We start from the raw sequence: 23,329 nt of genomic DNA, 5'->3' as shown, positions 1-23,329 counted from the left end.
CGTACTTTGATTTACATATTTAAATATTTATCCAAATATTCAGAGCGTTCTTTCAAAGTATTCAAGTAGTTGTCTTCGTGATGTTCAGATACAATTTCATAATTATACCTGCGAAATGACTGAATGATTTCATTCATGCCGCCAAGTGTGGTTTTTATGGTTACCTGTACTTTTTCTGAATCGGCTTCCGAAACAAAAACGCCAAGCAGTTTACCATTATTGCTTTCTACAATTTGAGTAATCTGACTCATCGAGTAATCTGCGGTTGGTTTTTCAACTACGATAATTCCACCGGTTTCTTTAAGGAAAGGCGTTTCATTCAAAAACTTAATGACATCTGTAATTTCGTAATAACCAATATACTTGTTGGTTTCATCCAAAATCGGAACAATATTCGAATTGTTTCTTGCAAAAACTTCTAATACATCCAACCAAATCATGGATTCACGCACAAAAAAACCTTCAAAAGCATATAGAAAATCTAAAATCTTTTTTCCCGTTTGAAAAGTCTCCGCATCAACCGCCGATATACAACCCAAATAAACTCCGTTATCCATAACAGGAAAATGAGAATACGTAACATCGGCAAAAAAATCCTGAATTTCTGCCACAGATTCCGTACTTGAAAATGGTTTAAAATCGTTATTGATATACTCGGAAAGTTGTCTCATGCATTGTTTTCTTTTAACGACTGCAAAATAATCAAATTTTGGGACATGATAGCTTGGTTAACTTTGTATTTTTGCAATCATATTTTTATCAGATAAAAATCTCATGACAAAACTAAGCGTAAATATCAATAAAATTGCGACTTTACGAAACGCTCGTGGCGGGAATGTTCCCGATTTATTGCAGGTCGCCAAAGACATTCAGAAATTTGGCGCGCAAGGAATAACCATTCATCCACGACCGGATGAAAGACATATTCGCTATCAGGATGCACGCGATTTAAAGCCAATCGTCTATACCGAGTTCAATATCGAAGGAAATCCACAGCATAATTTTATTGATTTGGTTCTCGAATGTAAACCCGAGCAGGTAACATTGGTTCCCGATGCAATTGGAGCCATAACTTCTTCTGCCGGTTGGAATACTGTTAAAAACGAATCCTATCTGACCGAAGTAATTCAGGAATTTCAACGTAACGGAATCCGGACTTCTATTTTTGTTGACCCGGTTTTGGAAATGATCGAAGGTGCCAAAAAAACAGGAACTGATCGAATCGAATTATACACTGAAGCATTTGCACATCAATACGGTTTGGGAAATCTAAAAGCGATTGAACCTTATACAAAATCGGCTATTTTATGCAACGAATTACGTTTGGGAATAAATGCCGGACACGATTTGAGTTTGGATAACATCAAATTCTTCAAAGAGAATATTCCGGGATTATTAGAGGTTTCTATTGGTCACGCCTTGATTTCGGAAGCATTATACCTTGGTTTGGATAATGTCGTTAATATGTATTTGCAAAAATTAAAATGATTTTACACTCCAGAATAGAAGGCGAAGGCAAGCCACTAATTATCATTCACGGTTTTATCGGAATGTCCGACAACTGGAAATCTTTTGGATCGCTTTATGCTGCCGAAGGTTTTCAGGTTCATATGCTCGATTTAAGAAATCACGGCAAAAGTTTTCATTCCGATGATTTCAATTATACTGTAATGTCGAATGATGTTTTAGAGTATTGCCAACATTATAATCTGACCAATCTTTCTATAATCGGTCATTCAATGGGCGGAAAAGTAGCCATGCTTTTTGCAACGACTTATCCCGAAATGGTTGAAAAATTAATTGTAGCCGATATTGGTCCGAAATATTACGCACCACACCATCAGGATATTTTAGCAGGATTGAATGCTGTCGATTTCTCCACAAAACCTGATAGAACTCAAGTTGAAGAAACACTATATCCATTCATTCCTGATTTTGGAACACGACAGTTTTTAATGAAAAACCTCTATTGGGTTGAACCGGGACAACTCGCTTTCCGATTTAATTTACCCGTTTTTAATACCAAAATCGAATCGATTGGTGAAGCTTTGCCAGATGAAAATCATTTCGACAAACCAACACTCTTCATCCGTGGCGGAAATTCAAAATACATTTTAGATACCGATTTGCCCGATATTAAAAAACATTTTCCTAATATTGAATTAGCAACAATTCCAAATGTTGGTCATTGGCTTCATGCCGAAAACCCAAAATTGTTTTTTGAGGAAACGGCAAGATTTTTGAAATAAACGGCAGTCACAAATGCACGAATATTTTTTTATTTAAATTTTCTAGAATACATTCGTGTATTCGTGACGAAACAACATATCAGAAATAAATATAGAAATATGAAACTTTTAATGAGAATACTTATCACGGCACTTTTAGTATTGGGTTTGGCTAAAATCATGAAAGGCGTAATTGTCGACGAATTCACAACAGCCCTAACAGTTGCCATCGTTTTGGGCTTACTTAACTTTTTTGTAAAACCAATTTTGGTATTATTCACTTTGCCGGTAACCCTTTTTACTCTGGGCTTATTTCTGCTGGTGATAAATGCGATTATGGTTTTGTTGTGCGACTATTTTATAGATGGTTTCACAATTAGTTCGTTTTGGACAGCCATGTTATTCAGCATTGTTTTATCGCTTTCACAATCATTGGTTTACCAAATCACGGGTGATGCTAAAAAATAGCATGTAAATCAATAAAATAAAATTGGTTGGGTTGCAGAAATGTTATAATTTTGCAACCCAATTTTAGTATAGATAAAAAATGAATATTACAAGAAATAATGTAGACGCATTAAACGCTGTAGTTACTGTAGAAGTATCAAAATCGGATTATGCAGAAAAAGTAAATAAAGTATTGGCTGATTACCGTAAAAATGCAGCCATTCCTGGCTTCAGAAAAGGGGCAGTGCCAATGAGTTTAATCCAAAAACAATACGGAAAAGCGGTGTTGTTAGACGAAGTAAACAAATTACTGCAAGACAATTTAAACAAATATTTAGTAGAAGAAAAATTAGACATCCTTGGAAATCCACTTCCAAAAGTAACCGAAGATTTCAATTGGGATGTTGAAGATTATAAATTCGAATTCGAATTGGGTTTAGCACCTGAATTCAGTGTTGATTTGTCAGCTAAAAATGATTTGGTACAATACAAAATCGTTGCCGACGATAAAATGCTAAATGACCAAGTGGCACGTATCCAAAAACAATACGGAAAACTAATCGCAAAAGATACTGTAGAAGAAGGAAACGACGTTTCAGGAATTTTCAGTAACGAAGAAAAAGGAATCAACAACAGAACGACTTTGTCTTTAGATACTTTCGCTGACAAGAAAACTGCAAAAAGTTTCATCGGTAAAAAAGTTGGCGATGTTGTGACTTTAAAAACAAAAGGCTTATTCGATGATGATCACAAACTAATGGACGTTTTGGCCGTTGGTCACGATGACGTTCACGGTTTAGATATCGAAGTAACTTTCACAATCGACGAAGTAGTTGGTCACGAATTAGCAAATTTAGATCAGGAATTATTCGATAAATTATTCGGGCCAAAAGTAATCACTTCGGTAGCTGAACTAAAAGCAAAAATCAAAGAAGATGCTGAACAACAATTCAAACAACAGGCAGATCAAAAATTCTTAAACGATGTGACCGAGTTTTTAATTGCTAACACCAAATTTGATTTGCCGTCTTCATTCCTAAAAAAATGGATACAATCAGCAGGTGAAAATCCACTTTCGGCTGAACAAGCAGAAGAAGAATACACAAAATCTGAAAACGGATTGCGTTACCAACTAATCGAAGGAAAAGTAATGGCCGAAAACAATCTGCAAATTACTTTCGAAGAGTTAAAAGACTACACTTCAAATGTTATCAAAAAACAAATGGCGCAGTTCGGACAAATGAATCCAACCGATGAAGATGTTCAGGGAATTGTAGCACGTGTAATGTCAAACCAGGACGAAGTAAAACGTCTGTCAGAGCAGGTAATGAACGAAAAAATGCTAAACTTGTTCAAAGACAAGGTAAAAGCAAAGTCAAAAGAGGTTTCTTATGACGAGTTCATCAAAGCAATGTATGGTGAATTAAAACACTAAGATTATCTAATAATTATTATATTTGAGCGTCAAAGTAATTTGGCGCTTTTTTATTCTGAACTTGTTTCAGAATCTTTTGAAGCTAATCCGGCTATTCGCTATATCTTTTTCTTTAAAAAAAGAAAAAGGATGCCGCTACTATCCGGGCTAGGGCATTAGGTTTCAGACACAATGTCATCTTATAAACAAGGCACGAACTTTGACTAAAATACAATTCATAACTTATAACTCATAATTCATAACTAAATGGACTACGGAAAAGAATTTAAAAAATTTGCTACCAAAAAACATGGCGTAAACAGTTTATATTACGATAAAATCGTAGGTAGTATGACACCTTATATTATTGAAGAACGCCAATTGAATGTCTCACAGCTAGACGTTTTCTCACGCTTGATGATGGACAGAATCATCTTTATGGGAACCGGAGTTGACGATTATATGGCCAACATCATCCAAGCACAGTTGTTGTTTTTGGAAAGCGTTGATGCTTCAAAAGACATCCAAATATACATCAATTCTCCAGGTGGAAGCGTTTATGCAGGACTTGGAATTTATGATACCATGCAATACATCAAACCAGACGTAGCAACAATTTGTACCGGAATGGCAGCTTCAATGGGAGCGGTTTTATTATGTGCCGGAGCAGCAGGAAAACGTTCAGCTTTACCACATTCAAGAGTAATGATTCACCAACCTTCTGGTGGTGCACAAGGTGTTGCAACCGATATGGAAATCAACTTAAAAGAAATGTTGAAACTTAAAGATGAGTTATACCAAATCATTTCACATCATTCAGGACAAACATTTGATAAAGTGCACAAAGATTCAGAACGTGATTATTGGATGATTGCTGACGAAGCCAAAGAATACGGAATGATTGATGAAGTTTTAAGAAGATAATTCAGTTTACAGTTTACAGTCTCAGTTCACAGTAAAGTGACTGCGACTACGACTGCGACTGCTAACTAATAAAAATGGCAAAACAAGTTTTAGAATGTTCTTTTTGCGGAAGGAAAAAACCGGAAACCAATTTATTGATAGCCGGAATAAATGCGCACGTTTGCGATAGGTGTATTGAACAGGCTCACGGAATAGTTTTAGAAGAATTAAAATCAGGCGGTGCGGCTTTAAAATCGGCTACCGATTTGATTTTAAAAAAGCCAAAAGAAATCCGTACGTTCTTAGACCAATACGTTATTGGACAGGAGCAAACCAAAAAAGTAATGTCGGTTGCGGTTTACAATCACTACAAAAGATTGATGCAATTGCAACACGAAGAAGATGTTGAAATCGAAAAGTCTAACATCATCATGGTTGGCCAAACCGGAACCGGAAAAACATTGGTAGCAAAAACTATTGCACGAATGCTCGAAGTTCCATTAGCCATTGTTGATGCAACGGTTTTAACTGAAGCTGGTTATGTTGGAGAAGATGTAGAAAGCATCTTAACCCGATTATTGCAAGCAGCCGATTATGATTTGGCAAAAGCCGAAAGAGGAATAGTCTTCATTGACGAGATTGATAAAATTGCACGTAAAAGCGACAATCCATCAATTACCCGAGATGTTTCAGGTGAAGGTGTGCAACAGGCTTTGCTGAAATTATTGGAAGGAACGGTAGTAAATGTTCCGCCAAAAGGAGGAAGAAAACATCCGGATCAAAAATTTATTGAAGTCAATACCAAAGACATTTTGTTTATTGCCGGTGGTGCTTTTGATGGCATAGAAAGAATTATTTCTAAACGATTGAATAGAACAGCCGTTGGTTACACCACTTCAAGAAATCTTGACAGTATCGACAAAGACAATCTGTTGCAATATATTATCCCAAAAGACATCAAAGATTTTGGATTAATTCCGGAAATTATAGGAAGACTTCCGGTACTAACACACATGGATCCTTTAGACAGAGCAACGCTTCGTGCTATTTTAACCGAACCAAAAAATGCCTTAATCAAGCAATATCAAAAATTGTTCGCTATGGATGAAGTTAAATTCACCATAGATGACAATGCCTTGGATTATATAGTTGACAAAGCTTTGGAATACAAATTAGGAGCAAGAGGTTTACGCTCACTTTGTGAAGCCATTTTAACCGATGCGATGTATGAATTGCCTAGCTCGGACGAAAAGCAATTACACATTGATGTTGATTATACACGAGACGCATTAACCAAAAATCTTCTGAAAAGATTAGAAATAGCTTCATAAAAAAATCCCTCAATTGAGGGATTTTTTGTTTTAATAAGTTTATCTTACTAAACCGCCACCAGAATTGATTTTGTCAACGTCGATGTTGGTGTTGTCTTTCTTCAAACTTAAGTTTCCAAAGTTATAAACCAACGAAATCCTAAAGGTTCTAGAATCTTGTTTTTGATAGAATTGCGTTTGCAGATTAGTTGACGAAATTGTAGCGTTCACTTCATTGGCATTGAAAACATCAAAACAATGCAATCCTATTTTCAGATTTTTATTCATAAACTCTCTGCTGAATGTGATGTCAAACTGTTGAATTGGTTTGGTAATATTGTAGATTTCCCAAGTTCCTTTTGGTAAAATAAAGTAAGACATATTATTCTTGATGTTCCAAGGTAAAATGAATTGTGCTTCCGCAGCATAATTAAAGATGGGCTTGTTTTTAAACGAAAAATCATAACCTTCAGTTTGCACTTTGATGTAATTGAAATTGAAAAAGATGTAATTCATTTTCTCCATATTATTCATCCTTTTTTCGAATTCAGCTTTTCCTTTAAGGAAATAATCCAATGGCAACGGAATTGAAGCAAACAAACTCAAAGTCTTTACTTCATCAAACTGTTGAAAAGTTGATGTACTCACCAATTCTCCGGGTTCAGCATTGAATATGAAGAAGTTTTTGTCTTTGGCAATCGTATAATTTCCACCCAAACTCAAAAACTGAAAAGCAGTCATTTTAAACTCAAAATTGTCAAAAAACATTGGCTTTAAAAACGGATTTCCTTCTGAAGTATTGTATTGATCAAAATTCGCAAAATTATTTGGGTCTAACGTATTGTAATCAGCTTGTCGGATTTTTTTGGAATACGAAGCTGAAAAATTTACATTTTCATTCATTTCATAAAGCGCACTCAAATTTGGGAAAAAGTTGGTGTTTTTGAAATTGATTTTGGTTTCAGTACTATTTTGCACCGCCGTTCGGTCAACTTTATAATCCTCAAAACGAAGACCGGCTGTGAAGTTAAACTTCTTGATTTTTTGTCTGGCTTCAACATAAAAAGCCAAATTATTTTCGGTATAATCAAAATCGATAACCGAATTAGATGCCGAATTCAAATTGTAAATTCCGTTATCAGTTACTCTAATAGTATTGTATTTTCCACCTGTATTCAAAGAGAAATTGATTTTGTTAAACGGAATCGCAAAGTCGTATTTCAAATAATAATTAGACAGTCCGAAATCTGCTTTACCATTATAATATGTAGCGTCACCATTGCTTAGACCATTAGAAATTGTAGTTGGTGTTTTATCAAAAAAATTACTGAATGCTGTTATGTCAAGTGTTCTTCCGATAGTGTCCAACTTGGTTTTGTACTGTAAACTCAACTCGTGATTGTTGTTTTTGTTTTTGGCATAACCAAAGTTCGAAAAATCAATTCCGGTTCCGGTAGTTGTGGCTTCGTTGGTAATTCGGTCATTCGCCATATTCAGATTATAGTTGAACAATAAATTCGATTTTTCATTCAGCTTATAATTCGTTCCCGTTCTGAAATAAAAATTTCTATTGGTAAACTTGGCCAGGTTTTTTTGATAAAGATGCTCGTTTGGAGTAAAAGAAGTAAAGATTTGATCTGTTATGTTCAAACTTTCACTGTCAATATAATTGTAGCCAATCATAGTTTGCCAACTCAAATTTTTTGTCTTTCCGTTCAGCAAAATCTGTGGACTTGGTTTTTGATATTCATTAAAATTATAATTGATGTTAAAACTGGCGTTAATCCCTTTTTTTCTCTTGGTGCTGGTAATAATATTGATGATAGAACCACTTGCATTGGCATCAAAAGAAGCTCCCGGATTATAAATTAATTCGATTTTCTCAATGGCATTTGCCGGCAATGTAGCCAGATAATTTTGTAAATCGGTGCCGCTAAGTGTAGTTGGTGTGCCATCAATATATATGTTCACGCCTTTGCTGTTGAGTGTAATACTTCCGGATGGCGATGTTATAACACCGGGAATTTTTTTTACCGCTTCTAAACTACTGCCGCTGTTAAGCATCGAGTTGTCCCTAACGTTAATGGTGGTTTTGTCTGACTCGACTTTGATGTACTGTTTCTTGTTTCCATAGACAGTAACTTCCGAGAGTTCATTTGATTTTTCTGTTGTGGTAGTCTTTGAGGTTTCCGGACTTTCTGCCGGTTTTTCTTGTGCAAAAGCACCAGTTGCTGCCATTAATAGCACAGCCATAATGATTGATTTCATTTGTGATTGATTTTGATTGATGATGATTTTCTCCGCTACGCTCCAAACAGTTCGGCTGCGCCTCGGGTGTCAGTAAGACTTCTATCCCAAGCAAATGTTACACATCGAATGAAATTTTAGCAAATATTATTTACAGTGGAGTTTGTTTTGGTTGTTTCAATAGAACAGCGTCCTGGTCCGCATCTTAATCTTTTTGGTCCGCATGACGTTAGGAAAGCCATCAGAAATAGTATGAAAAGAATTTTTTTCATTTTGTAATTTGGAATTTTCTATTTGGAATTTTCTATGACCTGCATGCTTTTCAACTGTTCCAAATAATCTCTTTCGTTAGAAAGTCTGGGGATTTTGTGTTGTCCGCCGAGTTTGTTGTTTTCTTTAAGCCAGTCGTAAAATAAATTTTCCCGGGCAACATTAATGACTAAAGAATTTAGTGTCATGTTGTTGTAACGCTTGGCTTCATAATCAGAGTTTAATGACTGCAAATTTTCATCTAATGTTTTTTCGAAAAGTTTGATGTCTTCCGGATGTTTTTTAAATTCAATCATCCATTCGTGTGCACCTTTTTCCTTTATTTTCATAAAAATAGGGGCAACAGTATAATCTTTCACTTCACAATTCAAAGCAGAACAGGTTTTAGATAAAGCCATATCGGTATTTTCAACCATTAATTCTTCGCCAAAAACGTTGATATGATGTTTAGTTCTTCCTGAAACCCGAATTCGATATGGTGACAAAGAAGTAAACCGAACGGTATCACCAATCAAATAGCGCCAAAGCCCGGCATTAGTTGTAATCACAATGGCATAATTCTTAAATAATTCTACATCTGAAAGTCGAATTACTTTTTGATTTTCGGTGCCAAAAGTATCCATCGGAATGAATTCGTAGAAAATGCCATAATCCAACATCAACAGCAAATCGTTGGAATAATTCAAGTCCTGAATCGCAAAAAATCCTTCAGATGCATTATATATTTCGTAGTATTTGAAATTATTTCGAGGAAGTATCTTTTTATATTGTTCTCTGTACGGTTCAAAACTCACGCCGCCATGAAAATAAACTTCCAAATTTGGCCACAATTCCATTAAATTATCTTTCCCGGTTTCGGTCATGATTCTGTTAAGCAAAACCAACATCCATGAAGGTACACCCGCAAAACTGGTTACGTTTTCGTTTTTAGTTTCGTTGATAATCGCGGTAAGCTTAGATTCCCATTCACTCATTAAAGAAATTTTACTGCTCGGTGTACTACTGAATTCCGCCCAAATAGGCATATTTTCAATAAGGATTGCGGATAAATCGCCAAAATAGGTATTGTTGTTTTCATAAATCTTTGAACTTCCTCCAAGACGCAAACTTTTACCCAAAAACATTTCGGAGTTTTCATTATTGTTCAAATACATACACAACAAATCCTTGCTGCCTTTGTAATGACAATCTTCTAAAGCTTCATTACTTACGGGAATAAATTTACTTTTTGCATTAGTTGTTCCACTCGATTTGGCAAACCATTTTATTGGTGTGTTCCAAAAAACATTTTGTGCACCTTTTCGGGTAAGTTCTATCATAGGTTCCAAGTCTTCATAAGTCGAAACCGGAACTCTTTCGGCAAAAGTCTGATAGGATTTGATACTTCCAAAATCATATTTATGCCCAAAAACCGTTTCTTCCGATGAACGAATTAAGTTCATCATTAGTTCTTCCTGAACTTCATGCGGATATTTCAGAAACAACTCAATCTGATGAATGCGTTGTTTCAAAACCCAGGAAGCAATAGAATTTATTAATGGTATTGGCATATTTGATTTATGATGTATAACTTTACCAAATATAGAAAATAATCTTAAGAATAAACCATGACTTACGAAGGCGTATTAACCAAAATGCAAACCGAATTCTCGAATCCGATTCAGTATTATCTGGTTTTTGAGAATAGTTTTTTGAGTTTGAATCAGTTGCTGGGAAAATCGATGGAAATAGATTTCGTTGGTTACCAATGTTTGAATTGCGGCAAAAAGAAAAAGATTTTCCGTCAGGGATTTTGTTATGATTGTTTTATGAGTTCAGCAGCTGCAGGCGATTGGATTATGAAACCCGAATTAAGCACGGCGCATTTAGACATAGAAGACCGCGATTTGGAGTACGAAAAAAAAGTGCAGCTGCAACCACATATTGTGTATTTGGCACTGTCGAGCGAAGTGAAAGTTGGGGTTACCCGGCAAACTCAAGTGCCAACTCGTTGGATAGATCAAGGCGCAGTTCAGGCGATTCCAATTGTAGAAGTTCCGAATAGATATTTAGCCGGAATTACCGAAGTAGCTTTAAAGAATCATTATTCAGACAAAACCAACTGGCAAAAAATGTTGAAAAACGAAGTTCCACAAGTTGATTTACTCAAAGAAAAAGCCTCATTAAAATATTTAATTCCAAAAGAAGTTCAGGAGTTTTATTATCCCGAAAAGGGGAATTTATATGAATTGCATTATCCAGTTTTGCAATTTCCAACTAAAGTCAACAGCCTGAATTTAGATAAATCACCAAGCTTCTCAGGGAAATTAACCGGTATCAAAGGACAATATTTGATGTTTGAAGACGGAACGGTTTTTAACGTCCGGACTTTTGAAGGTTATGTTGTGAAAATTGCTATTTAAATAAAAACCCTTTCAAGCGAAAGGGTTTCTTTTTTATTTTGTAGTCGTTGGCGTTGTCTCAGCAGGTTTTGGTGCTGCTTTTTTCTTTTTATTCAACAAGCCGTTGAGTAAATCTGTTGCCTGTGTTTTTACATCTGGTTTTGGCGTGGCCGTTTTCGAAGTATCCTTAGGTTTCGTGTTGTTCTGGATCATAGTACTAAGTGCTGAAGTTCCTTGTTGAATCAGTTTGTCTTTTTGTTGTTTTACCAAGTTAGTAACCAAAGTGGTGGTAGCTTGTTTGACATCAGTAGTAATATTTGGATTTTTAAAGTTACCGCTAAGAATAGCATTTATAGGAATCGTTTCAAACTTTTTTGCGTCAGCCGGCGTTAATTTCCCAATTAAATTATTGATTTCTGTTCCCAAATATTTAGCCGGAACATCCAATTTCACATTGTAGTTCATCAATTGATCGAAACCGTGTGATCCGCCAACTGTGGCTTTTATGTCTTGGTATTTGATATCGAATGGTTTTACGTTTACTTTCCCGTCTTTAAAAGTTAATGCAGCTTTCAAATCATTAAGATTTAATTTTTTTAAATCTACAAAACCCAGCTTGTCATCCAAAGCGGTTAACAAAGTTGAATTGTTTGAATTTACTGTTGTGGAAAGCAATTGACCAAGTAAATCTCCTGTGATGCTTTTTAAATCAGGCGTCATTTCTTTGTCCTTCAAATTTCCGGAAAGCTTGATTTTTGAATTTAGTTTTCCGTTAATGATTCCGGCAATAGGCGCAATTTTTTTCATCATTTCCAATTGGGTGAAAGTTTGCGCAATGTCAACACCATTCAACCCTAAATCCATATTGAATTTTGAAACTTTTTCTTTGGTCGAAACATCGCCATTGAATGTAATGGCACCGCCAAAAATATCGGTTTTACCATTTTCCAAAGTTGCTTTTTGGTCTTTGATAATTATTTTTCCGGAAACATTTTTCAAAACTAAATTATCATACAGAACCGTGTTGGCTTTTGCTGTTAATGAACAATTTAGAAACGCCGGTATTTTCATTGCTTCCTGAGCTTTGGCTTCTTTTTTGGCGTCAGCTTCCGAAGTCATAAAGTCACTTACCGCCAATTGATTTGAATTCAGATTAAAGTTTCCTTTCAATTCCTGATTTTTAAATACAAAGCCATAGAAATTTTCCAACACACCATTCACCGCTAAATCTGTTTTTCCGGTTGTAGCATTGAATTGTTTAAGATTCACCCGACTTGGGTCAAAGGAAACCAAAGCCCTACTAATCTTCATGGTTTTTCCATTTTCATCGGTATAATTGAATCCGGTCAAATCGATTGTTCCGGCATTTCTGATTCGCGCATAATCGCTTTTTTCAACAGATTGCATATCGAATTCGGTAGTAACATCAGCTTTTAAAATTCCGCTTAATGGTTTCTCTAATTTAATTGGATATGCTTTAGAAACATTTCCCAAATTAATCGTTCCTTTCAAAGCAGCATTCACCAAAGCATTTTCGGCAACATTTTTAATATTCGCTTTAGCATTGAAAACATCTTGGTCGATTTGGAAAGAAAGCTTATCCAAATTCACATAAGTGTCATTCATAATACCTGTTTCATTGATAATTTTGGTATCGATGATGATATTCTTAACCGATTTTGGCAAATTCGGATATTGAAAAGAAGCATTATTGGAAGCAATTTCGATATTGAATTTTGGGACTGATTTATCAGAATACAAACCTTTGGCAAATCCGGCAACCGTAAAATCGCCACTGGTTTTCACATCTTTTAAATTGCTCGAATATTGCGCCGGAATTAATCCCAAGAAATTTTTGAATGAAGAAGTTGGTGTCTTAAATTTCAAATCATATTGTTGTCCGGCATCAACCAATTGAATGAAACCATCGAATTCTAAAGGCAATTCATTGATTTTAGCTTTGTTCTCTTTGAAAGTATATTTGCTGTTATCCAAGTCAATTCCGAGTATCGCATCAAGAGAAACGGCAACGTTTTTCATATAATTCACTTTGTCCATATCGAGCGAAACTTTGGTCGTAGTTTTGGTCACCAAATCCAATTTTGATGAAGCAAAATCACCTGTTCCTTCATGATTGATGCTGTCTAAAACCATTTTGATTTTCGACTTTTCATCATAATATTTGAATTTGAAATTCTCAACCGAATATTCTTTTATTTTTAATGAAAGCGGTTTGCTTTTTTCATTGTCGGCTTTGTCTTTATCTTTTAAAGCAATGTCATAATTGCCAATTCCGTCTTTGTTAAAGATGATGTTTATCAGTCCGTTTTTGGATGAGATTCCATCAATATTCATAGGTTCGTTATCATCATTGAATAACTCTTTGATAGACATCTTCAGGTTTAATTCTTCAAAAGAAACTAAAGTATCGCCTTCAAAAGGGGCTTTGTTGATGATGGATAATTTTTCTATCGAAACACTTGCATTAGGAAAATTTCTGAACAAACTCAAATCGGCATCGGCGAAAGCTACTTTAGCATCGACTTTTTCATTGATTGACGATAAAATTTTAGCTTTGATTTGGTCTTTAAAGAAATACGGAATTGCGAAAGCCGAAATCACTAACAACAACAAAACAATTCCAACAATTTTTAAAATTTTCTTTAACATGGTATGATAGATTTAGTTACGCATTTACTTAACAAAAATAAAGCCTTTTGCTTATAAAACGGTTACTATTTATGGAAGTTTTATGATTTTATCAAAAGGCAATTGTTGAGAAATTGTTATTAACAGTCGGCTATTTTTTGACGTTATTCTAAAATAGTTTTAGTTAATTTGTGCTTCCATGAAAAAGCAGCATCAAGTCATTTTATCGTTAGGTAGCAATCAAGGCAATCGTCTCGAAAACATTGTGCGTTGCATTGATAATTTGCATAATGAAATTGGAACAATTATTAGAGTTTCCAAGCTTTATGAAACGCCTGCTTGGGGTTTTGAAAGTGAAAAATTCTACAATTGTGCTGTGATTATGAATACACATAAATCGGCGCATCAGATTTTGGAAGAATGTCTTTTGCTCGAAGAAGCTTTAGGAAGAGTTCGTGAAGATGTCGAAGGTTATCAGGCGCGAATTATCGATATTGATGTCATCGCTTTTGATGAGGAAATCATTGCTTCCGAGAAACTAAAAGTGCCACATCCGGAAATGCAAAACCGTTTGTTTGTGTTGTTGCCAATGCAGGATTTACATTTAGACTGGCGTCATCCCATTTTACAAAAATATTTGCATGAATTGCTAGTACTTTCGGAAGATAAAAGCAATTGTAAAGTCATTCAGAATCTGGAAATTCCAATTTCAAAATTAAAACTCGACCATTTTAATTACATCGCTATTGAAGGAAATATTGGTGCCGGAAAAACGACGTTGACAAACAAATTAGCGGAAGATTTTAATGCTAAATCTGTTTTAGAACGTTTCGCGGATAATCCTTTTTTGCCGAAATTCTATGAAGACCAAAACCGTTATGCTTTTCCGTTGGAAATGTCTTTTTTGGCCGATAGATATCAGCAAATTTCGGATGATTTAGCACAATTTGATTTGTTTAAGGATTTCATCGTTGCCGATTATCATATTTTTAAATCGTTAATTTTTGCTAAAGTTACGCTTGCCGAAGATGAGTTTCGTTTGTATAAAACCATGTTTGACATCATCTATAAAGAAATGCCAAAACCTGATTTGTATATTTATTTGTATCAAAGCACCGAACGACTTTTGGCAAATATCCGAGAAAGAGGTAGAAGCTACGAGCAGGAAATTCCGGCGGAATATTTAGAAAAAATCAACAATGGTTATTTGGATTATATCAAATCGCAAACCGATTTAAATGTGTTGATTATTGATGTGACCAATAGAGATTTTCAAAATAATCAGGAAGATTATGTTTTTATTTTAAACGAAATTCAGAATAAGATTTCGGGTTAATAATTCATTTTCTGAAACAAGTCCCACACCACAATTCCGGTACTAACCGAAATATTTAATGAATGTTTAGTTCCTAACTGCGGAATTTCAATCGTTCCGTCGCAAAGTTCTATTGCTTTTTGAGCAACACCAAATACTTCATTACCAAAAACCAAAGCGTATTTTTTGGTTTTATCTACTTTAAAATCCTGAAGAAAGATGGCATTTTCCACTTGTTCGATGGCAAAAACGGAAACATTTTCTTTTTTCAAATTTTCAATTACGGCCAAAACATTTTCCTGATATTCCCAGGTAACTGTTTCTGTCGCGCCAAGTGCGGTCTTGTGAATCTCTTTGTTGGGTGGAATTGCCGTTATTCCGCATAAATATATTTTCTCGATTAAGAAGGCATCGGCAGTTCGAAATACAGAACCAATATTGTGCAGACTTCGGATGTCATCCAATACAATTATGATTGGTGTTTTCTTGGCATCTTTGAAGTCTTCGATTGATTTTCTTTCCAGTTCTTTATTTTCAAGTTTGCGCATCTTTTTTATTTTAGAGCATTTGACTTTCGGTTTCGAGCGGTAAAGATATTCAAAAAAAAAGTCCCGAGATTATCGAGACTTTCCTGAATTATAATTAAGTAAAATTAGCTTTTTGTTGGAGCGCTATCAGCTGGAGCATCTGGTAAAACAGTTCCTTTGATAGTAACTACTTTAGTTTCTTGTCCGGCAGCATTTGATTTTATAGTTACCGTTTTTGTAAATGGACCAACTCTGTCAGTCGCATATTTTACACCAATAACTCCTTTTGCACCTGGAGCGATATCGCCTTCAGGTTTAGAAGGAACGGTACAACCACAAGAACCTTGGGTGCTTTCTATTTTTAAAGGTTTGTTTCCGTTGTTAACAAATACAAACTCTCTTTTCCCGTCAGAGTTGTGTGGAATTGTTCCGTAATCGATAGTTTCGTTTTCGAAAAGCATTCCGGCTCCGTCAACTTTTGGAGTTTCAACTTTAGCTGGAGCATCAGCTTTCTTAGTAGTAGCTTTTTTTGCGGTTTGAGCATTGCTAGTTGCAACACCAAAAACAGTAATTGCAGCTAATAAAATAATTCTTTTCATTTTATATAGTATTTAAGTTTCTGTGACAAATGTATTGTAAATTTAGAATGCCTCTCTTTTTTTTGTCTTAAGGTTAAATTAATTTTTTTTAGGAGGACTAAATCATTCTAAAATATTTAAATTCGCTTTCACGAAAAATTAATTCTGAAACCATTGGCAGCCAAAGAAACTTCGACAAAAGAGACTCCTTTAATGAAGCAATACAACGAGATAAAAAGAAAGTATCCCGATGCGTGTTTGTTGTTTAGAGTTGGCGATTTTTACGAAACCTTTGGAGAAGATGCCATTCGGGCTTCCAAAATCCTTGGAATTGTTTTAACCAAGCGTGGTGCAGGTTCCGAAACCGAAACAGCTTTGGCGGGTTTTCCACATCATTCTTTAAATACTTATTTGCCAAAATTGGTAAAAGCCGGACTTCGGGTAGCGATTTGTGACCAACTCGAAGATCCAAAAATGACCAAAACAATTGTTAAACGTGGCGTAACAGAGTTGATTACGCCTGGAGTTTCAATGAACGATGAGGTTTTACAATCAAAATCTAATAATTTTTTGGCTTCGGTTTATTTCGGTAAAAAGCAATTAGGCGTTTCTTTTCTTGACGTTTCTACAGGCGAATTTTTGACTGCACAAGGCAATGAAGAATATATTGATAAGCTGTTGCAGAATTTTAGCCCGAGTGAGATTTTAATTCAAAAAAACAACCGAAACCAATTCAAAGAACTATTCGGAGAAAGGTTCAATGTTTTTTATCTCGAAGATTGGGTTTATAAAGAAGATTACGCTTTTGAAACCTTAAACAATCATTTTCAAACCAATTCGCTAAAAGGTTTTGGAATCGATGAGTTGCTTGATGGAATTATAGCTTCAGGAGCGATTCTGTTTTATTTATCGGAAACGCAGCATAATAAAGTGCAGCACATCACCAATATTCAAAGAATTGCTGAGGATGCTTATGTTTGGATGGACAGATTCACCATTCGAAATTTAGAATTGTACCACAGCCATTCGCAAAATGCGGTTACGCTGTTGGATGTGATTGATAAAACGCTTTCGCCAATGGGATCAAGGTTATTGAAGCGTTGGTTGGCATTGCCTTTAAAAGACATCCACAAGATTAGAAGTCGTCATAAAGTTGTTTCTTATTTAAAAGAAAATATAGAAATTCTTCAAAAAATGCAATACCAAATCAAACAAATTTCCGACTTGGAGCGTTTGATTTCTAAGGTGGCAACCGGAAAAATTTCTCCAAGAGAAGTTATTTATCTAAAAGAATCATTAGACGCTATTATTCCGATTAAAGAAATTGCGTTAGAAAGTAAACAAGAAGCAGTTCGGGTTATTGGCGATAGTTTACATTCATGTGATTTGCTTCGCGAAAAGATAAGAACCACTTTAAATCAAGATGCGCCGGTAGCTATTGCCAAAGGGAATGCTATTGCAAGTGGCGTTCATCCCGAATTAGATGAATTGAGAAGTATTGCCTTTTCAGGGAAAGAATATCTGGAAGGCATTGAAAAGCGGGAATCGGAAGCAACAGGTATTTCATCTCTGAAGATTTCTTTTAATAATGTTTTCGGCTATTATATAGAAGTTCGAAATACACATAAAGATAAAGTTCCGACGGAATGGATTAGAAAGCAGACTTTAGTAAATGCCGAACGTTATATTACCGAAGAATTAAAAGAATATGAAACCAAAATCCTTGGAGCCGAAGAAAAAATTCATCAAATAGAAAGTCAACTCTTCGAACAATTAGTGAGTTGGATTGCGACTTATATTAAACAAGTTCAGTTAAATGCAAATCTAATAGGACAGCTCGATTGTCTGATTTCTTTCGCGCAATTGGCTATAGAAAACGATTATGTATGCCCAATTCTGGACGAATCCTTTGATTTGGAAATCACCAATGGTCGCCATCCGGTTATTGAAAAGCAGTTGCCTGTTGGAGTTCCATATGTTCCGAATGATGTTTTCTTAGATAGAGAATCGCAACAAATTATAATGATTACCGGACCAAACATGTCGGGGAAGTCAGCAATTTTGAGGCAAACGGCTTTAATAGTTTTATTAGCGCAGATGGGAAGTTTTGTTCCGGCAGAAAAAGTCAGAATGGGAATTGTAGATAAAATTTTCACTCGAGTAGGAGCAAGTGATAACATTTCGATGGGCGAATCTACTTTTATGGTTGAGATGAATGAAACCGCTTCGATTCTGAATAACATTTCAGACAGAAGTTTGGTTTTGTTGGATGAGATTGGTCGCGGAACCAGCACATACGATGGAATTTCAATTGCGTGGGCGATTGCTGAATTTCTACATGAAAATCCGGCTAGAGCCAAGACGTTATTTGCTACTCATTATCACGAATTGAATGAAATGAGTGAGTTGTTGCCGAGAATTAAAAATTATAATGTTTCGGTAAAAGAATTAAAAGATACGGTTCTTTTTATACGAAAGTTAGTTACCGGCGGAAGCGCTCACAGTTTTGGTATTCATGTAGCAAAAATGGCGGGAATGCCTCAGACAGTAATACAAAAAGCACAGAAGCTTCTGAAGAAATTAGAAAAAAATCATTCGAGCGATGCATTAGGTGGAGTTAAAGCTAAGGACGAAATGCAACTGAATATTTTTAATCTTGATGATCCGTTGTTAGAAGAAATACGAGAAGATATAGTTGGTTTAGATATCAATACATTGACGCCAATCGAAGCATTGATGAAACTAAATGAATTAAAAAGAATGCTGCAGAAAAAATAAATGCTGTTACTGAATTGTGTTTATCAATTGGTTAGAGTTTGACAAAGTTTTTTTCAAAAAAAACGTTTGTATTATTCATTTTTAATATTACATTTGCATCCGCAATACAGCATAAGTATTGCCGTTCTAAGAATTAATGCGAATGCGAAAATAGCTCAGTTGGTAGAGCGCGACCTTGCCAAGGTCGAGGTCGCGGGTTCGAGCCCCGTTTTTCGCTCAATTACCAAATAATGCTCGAGTGGTGAAATTGGTAGACACGCTGGACTTAAAATCCAGTGAACAGCAATGTTCGTGCGGGTTCAAGTCCCGCCTTGAGTACAAAAAGCTTCAAACTATGTTTGAAGCTTTTTTGTTTATATGGTTTACAAAATAAATTTGGAATGTATATAAAATAAGAAAGCCACGCTTAGCGTGGCTTTAAATCTTTAAAAATAATTAGTTATTTAATTATTTTTTTTCAGCTGGAGCAGCCTCAGCTGGAGCAGCAGCAGCAGTTGTGTCAACAGCAGTTGTGTCAGCAGCAGGAGCAGCAGTTGTGTCAACAGCCTCAACAGCAGTTGTGTCAACAGCTTCAGTAGCAGCAGCATCAGCTTGCTTACAAGATACTACAGTTAATGCAGCAATAACAGCTAAACTTAAAAATACTTTTTTCATCTTACTTAATATAAAAGGTTAATTATTAATTCGAGGCAAAGATATAAATTTTTTAATAGGTTAAAATAAATTTTTAATTTTTTTTAAAAAACCCATATTTTACTTCGGCTTTTGTTTAACAAGAATCGTGCCAAAACTTAAATTAATGTTAAAAAAATTACTTTTTCTTTCCTGGAGCAATGATTTTTAGCTCTTTAATCAGATTATCAGCGCCTGCAAATTTATCAATGATGAACAAAACATAACGAATATCAACCATTATATTCCTACATATTTCAGGAGAATAATAAATATCGCTCATCGTTCCTTCCCAAACCCTATCAAAATTCAAACCAATTAGATTTCCGTCGGCATCAAGTGCCGGACTTCCTGAATTTCCACCTGTAGTGTGGTTTGTGGCTATAAAATCCAAAGGCATTTTACCATTTACGCCATAAACGCCATAATCTTTGGCATTGTATAAATCAATTAATTTTTTTGGTGCATCAAATTCATAATCGCCTGGGATATATTTTTCAATGACACCATCTAGATAGGAGAAAGGCTCGTAAAAAACTGCGTCACTTGGTTTGTAACCTTTAATTTTCCCATAGGTTACACGTAGTGTGCTATTAGCATCAGGAAAATTTCTGTTTTTTGGGAATAACTCTAAAATGCCTTTCATATAGGTTCTTTGTGCTGCTGTATTTCTTAAATTTATTTCGTCATATTTTGGAGCAACATTTTTTATATGTGCATCAATAATAGTTTTACCAACTTTATATCCTTCATCATTATTCAGTTTTTCTAAAACAGTTTTCGAATCGCCTGTTAATAATTCTTTGACTTTATCATAGCTTACCAATTGCGATTTTGTAAAAACTTCGTTGGCTATATTTTCAGCATTTGCATTTTCTAAAGAACTTGGTAGAAATTGTTTTGGATATTTTTTACTGTAAATATCAAGTAACTGTTTAAAAACTTCCTGATTAACTTTTGGATTGAATTCGCTGTAAAATTCTCCCCAACCATTGATTAAATTAGTTCTTCTGTCGTTAAATGCCTGCTCACCTTTGGTGTTGTACAATTGTTCTAATTGATATAATTTATAAGCAACAGAGAGAATTTCAGCATTAGTAACCACAATTTCATTAAAATAATCACGAGCCAAAGAAAAGTCTTTGATTTGAGTATAATTTTTTTCAAAATCGGGAATCAAATTCCCGTATTCGGCTTCTTTCCCTGCTTCGATAACTTTCTTTTGGAATTGCTTTTCAAAATTTTGTTTTGCTCCAACTGCATTAGATTTTTTCAATCCTTTGATTTCTCCTTGCCATTTTTTCCAGGCGTTTGCAATAGTTTGATTTTTTGAAGCATATTGAATTTTAATCGCTTTATCCTTTCGCATAAATTCATTTAGAACTTTCAGAGTAGTATCACGGATTTCAATTTTAGCCGGATTAGATGTGTTTACGATTTGTTCAACGGCAAATGAAGGTAAGTATTCGTGAGTTGTTCCGGGATACCCCAAAACCATAGTAAAATCATTTTCTTTTAATCCTTTAATAGAAATCGGGAAATAATATTTTGGTTTGTAGGGAACATTTTGCGGAGAATATTCCGCAGGGCGATTGTTTTTATCGGCATAAATTCTGAACAGCGAAAAATCGCCTGTATGTCTTGGCCAAACCCAATTATCAGTTACATCGGCAAATTTTCCAATCGAACTGGGTGGCGCACCAACCAACCTTATATCTTTAAATGTTTCGGTTACAAAAAGCAAATATTGATTCCCGTTGTAAAATGTTTTAATAACATTTTCTTCCCAGCTTTCTTTTGGTAGCGTTTTGGTAAGCGTAGCAATGTTTTCCTGAATTTTTTTCTGTTTGTCAACTTCCGATTCAATCGCGGCAACACCGGCCAAAACTTTTGAAGTCACATCATCAATTCGAACAACAAAAGAAACCACCATGCCTTTGTTTAGTAATTCATCTTCCATTTTGTATGCCCAAAAACCATCAGCTAAATAATCATGCTCAACAGTAGAATGATTCTGAATGGCATCATAACCACAGTGATGATTGGTTAAAATCAACCCTTTATCAGAGATGACTTCGGCAGTACATTTTTTGTCAAATTGCGGAACACCGTCTTTTATACTTGATTTATTGATTGAATAAATCTGCTCGGCAGTAATTTTCATACCAAGGTTCTTCATTTCATCTTCGTTCATTCCTTTTAAAAGAGAAGGAATCCACATGCCACCTTGCTGCGCGGAAACTTGGACGAAAAGGAATAAAAGTAGTAGCTTTAAATATTTCATAATGTAAATTATTGATAGAAGTGAGTTTGTTGTTTGTATTATTTGTTACAGATGTGTTTCAGAATAACATCTGTCGCGCCTTTATTCATTTGAACAAATGTCGAACATATATGCCCTTTTTCGTGTCGAATGTCTTCGTTGGAAATCAAGTTTGAAAAAGCATCATTTAGTTCGTTTTGGTTAGCAATAGAAACGCAGCCTTGCTGATGAACCAAAGCAACAGCTTCGGCAAAATGAGAAAAATTTGGACCCACAATAATCGGAATTCCAAAAGTAGCCGGTTCCAAAATATTATGAACACCTGGATTTCCAAAACCACCGCCAACATAGGCAATATCAGCATAGCTGTAGATTTTGGTCAATATTCCGATGGTGTCAACGATTAAAACATCGTAATCTGATAAATCGATATTCTCTTTTTCTGAAAATAAAATCACTCTCTTAGAAATTGAGTTTTTCAATTCCTGAATTTGTTCCGCTTTAATATTGTGTGGTGCAATAATAAATTTTACTTTTTCAGTAGTCTGATTGATATAGTTTACGAGCAAATATTCATCTTTTGGCCAGGAACTTCCAATCACAATAGTGGTTGTATTGTTTTTAAATTCTTTGATAAAATCAAGCGAATTGTCTCTTTCCAAAATAGAAACTACTCGGTCAAAACGGGTGTCGCCAGAGATTTTTACATTATTAAAACCAAGTTTTTGGAGCAACAATTTCGAACTTTCATTCTGCACAAAAAAGAAATCAAAAGTCTTTAATGCGTTTCGGTAAAAACTGCCATACCATTTGAAAAATGCCTGATTTTCCCTGAAAATTCCTGAAATCAGATAGGTTTTAATTTCAAGTTTTTTTAATTCATTCAAATAATTTGGCCAGTATTCATATTTGATAAAGAAAACCAAGTCAGGATGAATGAGCTTCAGGAATCTTTGTGCGTTACTTTTTGTATCTAAAGGCAAATAAACCGTAACGTCAGCAATGGTATTGTTTTTTCGGACTTCATAACCCGAAGGTGAAAAGAATGTCACCACAATTTTATGATTTGGGAATTGAATTTTGATTTTTTCTATCACTGGCAAACCTTGTTCGAATTCGCCTAAAGAAGCGGCATGAAACCAAATCGTTTTATCAGACGAACTAATTTTGCTTTCTAATGTTTGAAAAACAGTCTTTCTTCCGTCAACAAACAGCTTTATTTTTGGACTAAAAAGCGCCGCAATTTTCACTATTTGTGAAGCAAAAAGCAACAATAAATTATATAGAAAAAACATCCCTAAAAATTAATTGAGCTAAAGTACGTTTCTTTTATGGAACATGAAATTC

Annotated in this window: 19 protein-coding genes and 2 tRNA genes; 11 read left to right on the top strand and 10 right to left on the bottom strand. The window is 35.0% G+C overall.

Annotation, left to right across the window (positions count from 1 at the left end; genetic code table 11):
* Window positions 1–11: 11 nt before the first annotated feature.
* The gene (locus tag L1S35_RS01845) at window positions 12–671 is read right to left on the bottom strand and encodes a CBS domain-containing protein (protein WP_236396063.1); all 660 of its coding nucleotides are present in this window, start codon (window positions 669–671) and stop codon (window positions 12–14) included.
* A gap of 103 nt (window positions 672–774) precedes the next feature.
* Here L1S35_RS01845 and L1S35_RS01840 point away from each other — a divergent pair, with 103 nt between their 5' ends.
* The 6 genes from L1S35_RS01840 (at window position 775) to clpX (ending at window position 6,323) form a co-directional block, all read left to right on the top strand.
* Entirely contained in the window at window positions 775–1,488 is a 714-nt protein-coding gene (locus L1S35_RS01840; protein WP_236396062.1) for a pyridoxine 5'-phosphate synthase, read from the top strand.
* Complete coding sequence (locus L1S35_RS01835; RefSeq protein ID WP_236396479.1) at window positions 1,488–2,249, top strand: alpha/beta fold hydrolase; 762 nt, start codon at window positions 1,488–1,490, stop codon at window positions 2,247–2,249. Before L1S35_RS01840 ends, L1S35_RS01835 begins: the two co-directional genes overlap by 1 nt.
* Window positions 2,250–2,348: 99 nt before the next feature.
* Window positions 2,349–2,696, top strand: a complete 348-nt coding sequence (locus tag L1S35_RS01830; protein WP_236396061.1) for a phage holin family protein — start codon at window positions 2,349–2,351, stop codon at window positions 2,694–2,696.
* Window positions 2,697–2,775: 79 nt separating this feature from the next.
* Window positions 2,776–4,110, top strand: coding sequence for a trigger factor (gene tig / locus L1S35_RS01825; protein WP_236396060.1), 1,335 nt, complete (start codon window positions 2,776–2,778; stop codon window positions 4,108–4,110).
* A gap of 246 nt (window positions 4,111–4,356) precedes the next feature.
* Entirely contained in the window at window positions 4,357–5,013 is a 657-nt protein-coding gene (gene clpP / locus L1S35_RS01820) for an ATP-dependent Clp endopeptidase proteolytic subunit ClpP (RefSeq protein ID WP_136150781.1), read from the top strand.
* A gap of 74 nt (window positions 5,014–5,087) precedes the next feature.
* Complete coding sequence (gene clpX, locus L1S35_RS01815) at window positions 5,088–6,323, top strand: ATP-dependent Clp protease ATP-binding subunit ClpX (protein ID WP_236396059.1); 1,236 nt, start codon at window positions 5,088–5,090, stop codon at window positions 6,321–6,323.
* 39 nt (window positions 6,324–6,362) lie between these two features.
* Here clpX and L1S35_RS01810 read toward each other — a convergent pair whose 3' ends face one another.
* The 3 genes from L1S35_RS01810 to L1S35_RS01805 form a co-directional block, all read right to left on the bottom strand.
* Window positions 6,363–8,570, bottom strand: coding sequence for a TonB-dependent receptor domain-containing protein (locus L1S35_RS01810; RefSeq protein WP_236396058.1), 2,208 nt, complete (start codon window positions 8,568–8,570; stop codon window positions 6,363–6,365).
* Between the two features lie 116 nt (window positions 8,571–8,686).
* The gene (locus L1S35_RS13335; RefSeq protein WP_370641037.1) at window positions 8,687–8,821 is read right to left on the bottom strand and encodes a lipoprotein; all 135 of its coding nucleotides are present in this window, start codon (window positions 8,819–8,821) and stop codon (window positions 8,687–8,689) included.
* A gap of 18 nt (window positions 8,822–8,839) precedes the next feature.
* Complete coding sequence (locus L1S35_RS01805) at window positions 8,840–10,369, bottom strand: GH3 auxin-responsive promoter family protein (RefSeq protein ID WP_236396057.1); 1,530 nt, start codon at window positions 10,367–10,369, stop codon at window positions 8,840–8,842.
* Window positions 10,370–10,426: 57 nt separating this feature from the next.
* Here L1S35_RS01805 and L1S35_RS01800 point away from each other — a divergent pair, with 57 nt between their 5' ends.
* Window positions 10,427–11,221, top strand: coding sequence for a DUF2797 domain-containing protein (locus tag L1S35_RS01800; RefSeq protein WP_236396056.1), 795 nt, complete (start codon window positions 10,427–10,429; stop codon window positions 11,219–11,221).
* Between the two features lie 33 nt (window positions 11,222–11,254).
* On the opposite strand, the gene L1S35_RS01795 is transcribed toward L1S35_RS01800, so the two are convergent.
* Complete coding sequence (locus tag L1S35_RS01795; RefSeq protein WP_236396054.1) at window positions 11,255–13,870, bottom strand: AsmA-like C-terminal region-containing protein; 2,616 nt, start codon at window positions 13,868–13,870, stop codon at window positions 11,255–11,257.
* Between the two features lie 178 nt (window positions 13,871–14,048).
* On the opposite strand from L1S35_RS01795, the gene folK reads away from it, so the two are divergent.
* Window positions 14,049–15,185, top strand: a complete 1,137-nt coding sequence (gene folK, locus L1S35_RS01790) for a 2-amino-4-hydroxy-6-hydroxymethyldihydropteridine diphosphokinase (protein ID WP_236396052.1) — start codon at window positions 14,049–14,051, stop codon at window positions 15,183–15,185.
* Here folK and L1S35_RS01785 read toward each other — a convergent pair.
* On the bottom strand, window positions 15,182–15,712 hold the full coding sequence (locus tag L1S35_RS01785; RefSeq protein ID WP_236396051.1) for an RNA methyltransferase: 531 nt from the start codon (window positions 15,710–15,712) through the stop codon (window positions 15,182–15,184). The two genes, folK and L1S35_RS01785, sit on opposite strands and share 4 nt — an antisense overlap.
* 104 nt (window positions 15,713–15,816) lie before the next feature.
* Window positions 15,817–16,290, bottom strand: coding sequence for a DUF1573 domain-containing protein (locus L1S35_RS01780; protein WP_236396049.1), 474 nt, complete (start codon window positions 16,288–16,290; stop codon window positions 15,817–15,819).
* A 153-nt stretch (window positions 16,291–16,443) separates the two neighbouring features.
* Here L1S35_RS01780 and mutS point away from each other — a divergent pair, with 153 nt between their 5' ends.
* From mutS to L1S35_RS01765, 3 genes are all read left to right on the top strand, one after another.
* Window positions 16,444–19,047 (top strand): DNA mismatch repair protein MutS, encoded by a 2,604-nt coding sequence (gene mutS / locus L1S35_RS01775; RefSeq protein WP_236396047.1) that lies wholly within the window; start codon window positions 16,444–16,446, stop codon window positions 19,045–19,047.
* 144 nt (window positions 19,048–19,191) lie between these two features.
* Window positions 19,192–19,264, top strand: a tRNA-Gly gene (locus tag L1S35_RS01770).
* 15 nt (window positions 19,265–19,279) lie between these two features.
* Window positions 19,280–19,365 (top strand) — tRNA-Leu (locus tag L1S35_RS01765).
* Between the two features lie 129 nt (window positions 19,366–19,494).
* Here L1S35_RS01765 and L1S35_RS01760 read toward each other — a convergent pair.
* From L1S35_RS01760 to L1S35_RS01750, 3 genes are all read right to left on the bottom strand, one after another.
* Window positions 19,495–19,701 carry a hypothetical protein gene (locus tag L1S35_RS01760; RefSeq protein WP_236396046.1) on the bottom strand — a complete coding sequence of 69 codons (207 nt, stop codon included), beginning with the start codon at window positions 19,699–19,701 and terminating at the stop codon, window positions 19,495–19,497.
* A gap of 157 nt (window positions 19,702–19,858) precedes the next feature.
* Entirely contained in the window at window positions 19,859–22,003 is a 2,145-nt protein-coding gene (locus L1S35_RS01755; RefSeq protein WP_236396045.1) for a S46 family peptidase, read from the bottom strand.
* Between the two features lie 38 nt (window positions 22,004–22,041).
* Window positions 22,042–23,277 (bottom strand): 3-deoxy-D-manno-octulosonic acid transferase, encoded by a 1,236-nt coding sequence (locus tag L1S35_RS01750; protein WP_236396044.1) that lies wholly within the window; start codon window positions 23,275–23,277, stop codon window positions 22,042–22,044.
* Window positions 23,278–23,329 lie beyond the last annotated feature (52 nt).

This window comes from Flavobacterium anseongense (genome assembly GCF_021608185.1).
In the GTDB taxonomy this organism is placed as follows: Bacteria; Bacteroidota; Bacteroidia; order Flavobacteriales; family Flavobacteriaceae; genus Flavobacterium; species Flavobacterium anseongense.
This window is presented reverse-complemented; position numbering and strand designations above follow the sequence as displayed.